Below are 4,991 nucleotides of genomic sequence, written 5' to 3'. Positions count from 1 at the left end.
AGCGCCAGGCCCAGATCACCCAAGAGATCAGCGAAATCGTCGGTGGCGCAAACGCGCTCGCCGACGCCAAGTAGCCACACGAGGAAGCGAAGAGAATATGGCAGCTGCTACTGAAACGAATGGCAAGACTGAGAAGTCCTCCAACGGCTCTGACACCAACGGCCGGGTGGTTCGGATCACCGGGCCCGTCGTCGACGTCGAGTTTCCGCGTGGGTCCGTCCCCGAACTGTTCAACGCCCTGAATGCCGAAATCGGCTTCGAGTCGTTGGCGAAGACCCTCACGCTGGAGGTAGCGCAGCATCTCGGTGACAACCTGGTGCGCACAGTCTCCATGCAGCCCACCGACGGCCTGGTGCGCGGCGTGGAGGTCACCGACTCCGGTAAACCGATCTCGGTGCCGGTCGGTGAGGGCGTCAAGGGGCACGTCTTCAACGCGCTGGGCATCTGCCTGGACGAAGAGGGATACGGCGACGACTTCGACAAGTGGTCGATCCACCGCAAGCCGCCGCCCTTCGAAGAACTCGAGCCCCGGACCGAGATGCTCGAGACCGGCCTCAAGGTCGTCGACCTCCTGACTCCCTATGTGCGTGGCGGCAAGATCGCGCTGTTCGGCGGTGCCGGCGTGGGCAAGACGGTGCTGATCCAGGAGATGATCAACCGTATCGCCCGAAACTTCGGTGGCACTTCGGTTTTCGCCGGTGTGGGGGAGCGCACCCGTGAGGGCAACGACCTCTGGGTCGAGCTCAAGGAAGCCGACGTACTCAAGGACACCGCGCTGGTCTTCGGTCAGATGGATGAGCCGCCGGGCACTCGTATGCGGGTGGCGCTGTCCGCGCTGACCATGGCGGAAAGGATCCGCGATGAAGCGGGCAAGGACGAGCTGCTGTTCATCGACAACATCTTCCGGTTTACTCAGGCCGGATCCGAGGTGTCGACACTGCTCGGCCGGATGCCGTCGGCGGTGGGTTATCAGCCCACGTTGGCCGACGAGATGGGCGAGTTGCAGGAGCGCATCACCTCGACGCGAGGCAAGTCGATCACGTCCATGCAGGCGGTGTACGTGCCGGCCGACGACTACACCGACCCGGCGCCGGCGACCACGTTCGCTCACCTAGACGCCACCACGGAGCTGTCTCGTAACGTGTTCTCCAAGGGCATCTTCCCGGCGGTGGACCCGCTGGCGTCGAGCTCCACCATCCTGGACCCCAGCATCGTCGGTGAGGAGCACTACCGCGTTGCGCAGGAAGTCATTCGAATCCTGCAGCGGTACAAGGACCTTCAGGACATCATCGCGATCCTCGGTATTGACGAGTTGTCCGAAGAGGACAAGCAATTGGTCAACCGGGCCCGCCGCATCGAGCGGTTCCTCTCGCAGAACATGATGGCTGCCGAACAGTTCACTGGCCAGCCCGGTTCGACGGTCCCGGTGAAGGAGACCATCGAGGCGTTTGACCGCCTGAGCAAGGGCGATTTCGACCACGTGCCCGAGCAGGCCTTCTTCCTTATCGGTGGCCTCGACGACCTGGCCAAGAAGGCCGAGACTCTTGGTGCCAAGCTCTAAGTGCTGGCCGAGTCGAAAGGTGGTGTGACATGGCTGAATTGAATGTCGAGATCGTTGCCGTTGACCGGAAGATCTGGTCGGGTGAGGCAACCTTCCTGTTTACCCGCACCACCGCGGGCGAGATCGGCATCCTGCCCCGCCACATCCCGCTGGTGGCCCAGTTGGTCGATGACGCGATGGTGCGCGTCGAGCGGGAAGGCGAAGACGATCTGCGGATCGCGGTCGATGGCGGGTTCTTGTCGGTGACGGAGGAGACGGTGACCGTTCTCGCCGAATCCGCCGAGTTCGAGTCGGAGATCGACGAGAGTGCGGCCAAGGAGGATTCGGAGTCCGACGATCCGCGCATCGCCGCCAGGGGACGTGCGAGATTGCGCGCCGTCGGCGCGATTGACTAACCGCCGATGAGTGCGCCCCTGGTTGGCATGGCGGTGCTCGTCGTCGTGTTGGGGCTGGCGGTTCTCGCCCTGAGCTATCGGCTGTTGAAGCTGAGGCAGGGTGGGACGGCGGGGATCATGCGGGATATCCCCGCGGTCGGTGGTCACGGCTGGCGGCACGGCGTGATCCGCTACCGCGGTGGCGAGGCCGCGTTCTACCGGCTGTCCAGCCTGCGTCTGTGGCCGGATCGCCGGCTCAGCCGGCGGGGCGTGGAGATCGTGGCCCGGCGGGCGCCGCGCGGGGACGAGTTCGACATCATGACCGACCAGATCGTGGTACTGGAACTGCGCGACACCACACAGGAGCGCAGGCAGGGTTACGAGCTCGCGCTCGATCAGGGTGCGTTGACCGCGTTCTTGTCCTGGCTGGAGTCACGTCCGTCACCGCGCGCACGCCGTCGCAGCGTGTAGCATTCAAAAACTAAGTGGCAGCAGGAGTTTCGATATCCGTCACTCGTTCGCGCCGGGTGCGCCGCCACCCGGCTTCCACAGCACATCCCCGTCGGGGTTGGCCGCCCGCGACAGGATGAAGAGTAGATCCGACAAGCGATTCAGATACTTCGCCGGCAGCACGCTGACTCCGTCCGGCGCGGAATCGACCGCGGCCCACGCTGAACGCTCGGCTCGACGCACCACGGTGCGAGCAACGTGCAACAGTGCCGACAACGGCGAACCACCCGGTAGTACAAAGGAATTCAGCGCCGGCAGCGGCTCATTGTATTTGTCGCACCACCCTTCGAGCCGATCGATGTAGGACTGGGCGACGCGTAGCGGAGGGTATTTCGGGTTTTCCACCACCGGGGTCGACAGATCCGCGCCGGCGTCGAACAGGTCGTTTTGGATCTGCCGCAGCATGTCGGCGATTTCCTGATCGGGGTGACCCAGAGCGACGGCGACGCCGATCGCGGAGTTGGCCTCGTCGCAATCCGCGTAGGCGCCGAGGCGGGGATCGTTCTTCGAGACCCGCGAGAAGTCGCTCAATCCGGTGGTTCCGTCGTCGCCGGTCCGCGTATAGATGCGGGTCAGGTGTACTGCCATGAACAAACCGTACTCGGCTAACTACTCGGCTGACTGACAAGCCGATACCGCTTCACTAGACTGACGCGGGTGTCTGAGCGATTCGTGGTGACCGGCGGTAACCGCTTGTCGGGCGAAGTCGCAGTGGGGGGCGCCAAGAACAGCGTGCTCAAGCTGATGGCCGCGACCTTGTTGGCCGAAGGCACCAGCACCATCACCAACTGTCCCGACATCCTCGATGTGCCGTTGATGGCCGAGGTCCTGCGCGGCTTGGGCGCCACCGTCGAACTCGACGGCGACGTCGCCCGCATCACCTCGCCCGACGAGCCCAAGTACGACGCCGACTTCGCCGCAGTGCGGCAGTTCCGGGCCTCGGTCTGTGTGCTGGGGCCGCTGGTCGGCCGATGCAAGCGGGCCAAGGTTGCGCTCCCGGGCGGTGATGCCATCGGATCGCGTCCGCTCGACATGCATCAGGCCGGCCTGCGCCAACTCGGCGCAACGTGCAATATCGAGCACGGCTGCGTGGTGGCGACGGCAGACAGGTTGCGCGGCGCGGAGATTCAATTGGAGTTTCCCTCTGTGGGGGCTACCGAGAACATCCTGATGGCCGCCGTCGTGGCCGAGGGTGTCACCACGATTCACAATGCGGCACGCGAACCCGACGTGGTCGACCTCTGCACGATGCTGAACCAGATGGGTGCCCGGGTCGAAGGTGCCGGTTCGCCGACCATGACCATCACCGGCGTCCCGCGGCTTTATCCCACTGAGCACCGGGTGATCGGCGACCGCATCGTTGCTGCGACCTGGGGGATTGCCGCTGCCATCACCCGCGGCGACATCTCGGTGACGAATGTCGACCCGGCGCATCTTCAGGTGGTGCTGCACAAACTGCACGACGCGGGTGCCACCGTCACCCAGACGGATAACAGCTTTCGGGTGACCCAATACGAGCGCCCGAAGGCCATGAACGTTGCGACGTTGCCGTTTCCGGGTTTTCCGACGGACCTGCAGCCGATGGCGATAGCGCTGGCGTCGATCTCCGACGGCACCTCGATGATCACGGAGAATGTGTTCGAGGCGCGCTTCAGGTTCGTCGAAGAGATGATCCGGCTCGGCGCCGATGCCCGTACCGACGGCCATCACGCCGTGGTGCGGGGTCTGCCACAACTTTCCAGCGCCCCGGTCTGGTGTTCGGACATCCGAGCCGGCGCCGGCCTGGTGCTCGCCGGGCTGGTCGCCGACGGTGACACCGAGGTCCACGACGTCTTTCACATCGATCGCGGCTACCCGTTGTTCGTGGAAAACCTGGCGATTTTGGGTGCGGAGATCGAGCGGGTACAGTAACCAAAGTCAGTGCCTCACAAGCGCGGTCACCACTCAAAGGAGACCGAGACCGGGGCCTTGACTCCCTCGCCGGAACGGTACTAACCTGGCACGGCTGCCCCTGCGGCGATCACCACGATCGCAACAAAATTGGGGGTTGACGACTCAGCCGGGTTCGTATTAAGCTGGCAGGGTTGCCCCGAAGCGGGCGAAACAAGCAAGAGTGTTGTTTGAGAACTCAATAGTGTGTTTGGTGTTTTTGTTTGTTGTTGTTTTTTTGACCACATCTAAGCACCCCCGTGTGAGGGTGTGGTCGCAATTTATTTAGATGCCAGTTTTTGGCGTCTTTTTGTTAGGTCAGATTTTCTCTGATTGTAAATTCACCTCGTTTATCGAGGAGTTTTTGTTTGGAGAGTTTGATCCTGGCTCAGGACGAACGCTGGCGGCGTGCTTAACACATGCAAGTCGAACGGAAAGGCCTCTTCGGAGGTACTCGAGTGGCGAACGGGTGAGTAACACGTGGGTAATCTGCCCTGCACTTCGGGATACGCCTGGGAAACTGGGTCTAATACCGAATATGACCACGGATCGCATGGTTCGTGGTGGAAAGCTTTTGCGGTGTGGGATGGGCCCGCGGCCTATCAGCTTGTTGGTGG

The 4,991-nt window shown here is 62.9% G+C and carries 6 protein-coding genes and 1 rRNA gene; 6 read left to right on the top strand and 1 reads right to left on the bottom strand.

Annotated features, from left to right (window positions below):
• From QOI01_RS31900 to QOI01_RS31885, 4 genes are all read left to right on the top strand, one after another.
• On the top strand, nt 1–74 hold a 74-nt coding region (locus tag QOI01_RS31900), incomplete at its 5' end, for a hypothetical protein (protein WP_526387539.1).
• A 23-nt stretch (nt 75–97) separates the two neighbouring features.
• A complete protein-coding gene (gene atpD / locus QOI01_RS31895) occupies nt 98–1,561 on the top strand; it encodes a F0F1 ATP synthase subunit beta (RefSeq protein ID WP_526387537.1) in 1,464 nt (487 codons plus the stop codon).
• 29 nt (nt 1,562–1,590) lie between these two features.
• Entirely contained in the window at nt 1,591–1,956 is a 366-nt protein-coding gene (locus QOI01_RS31890; protein ID WP_313864760.1) for a F0F1 ATP synthase subunit epsilon, read from the top strand.
• 6 nt (nt 1,957–1,962) lie between these two features.
• Nucleotides 1,963–2,406: a DUF2550 domain-containing protein gene (locus QOI01_RS31885; RefSeq protein WP_313864761.1), complete on the top strand. Its 444-nt coding sequence runs from the start codon at nt 1,963–1,965 to the stop codon at nt 2,404–2,406.
• A 39-nt stretch (nt 2,407–2,445) separates the two neighbouring features.
• On the opposite strand, the gene QOI01_RS31880 is transcribed toward QOI01_RS31885, so the two are convergent.
• The gene (locus QOI01_RS31880) at nt 2,446–3,033 is read right to left on the bottom strand and encodes a cob(I)yrinic acid a,c-diamide adenosyltransferase (RefSeq protein ID WP_313864762.1); all 588 of its coding nucleotides are present in this window, start codon (nt 3,031–3,033) and stop codon (nt 2,446–2,448) included.
• Between the two features lie 69 nt (nt 3,034–3,102).
• Here QOI01_RS31880 and murA point away from each other — a divergent pair, with 69 nt between their 5' ends.
• Both murA and QOI01_RS31870 read left to right on the top strand, forming a co-directional pair.
• Complete coding sequence (gene murA, locus QOI01_RS31875; protein ID WP_313864763.1) at nt 3,103–4,356, top strand: UDP-N-acetylglucosamine 1-carboxyvinyltransferase; 1,254 nt, start codon at nt 3,103–3,105, stop codon at nt 4,354–4,356.
• A 383-nt stretch (nt 4,357–4,739) separates the two neighbouring features.
• Nucleotides 4,740–4,991 (top strand): 16S ribosomal RNA (locus QOI01_RS31870); the annotation flags it as partial.

Source organism: Mycobacterium sp. (assembly GCF_032162605.1).
GTDB lineage: Bacteria > Actinomycetota > Actinomycetes > Mycobacteriales > Mycobacteriaceae > Mycobacterium.
This window is presented reverse-complemented; position numbering and strand designations above follow the sequence as displayed.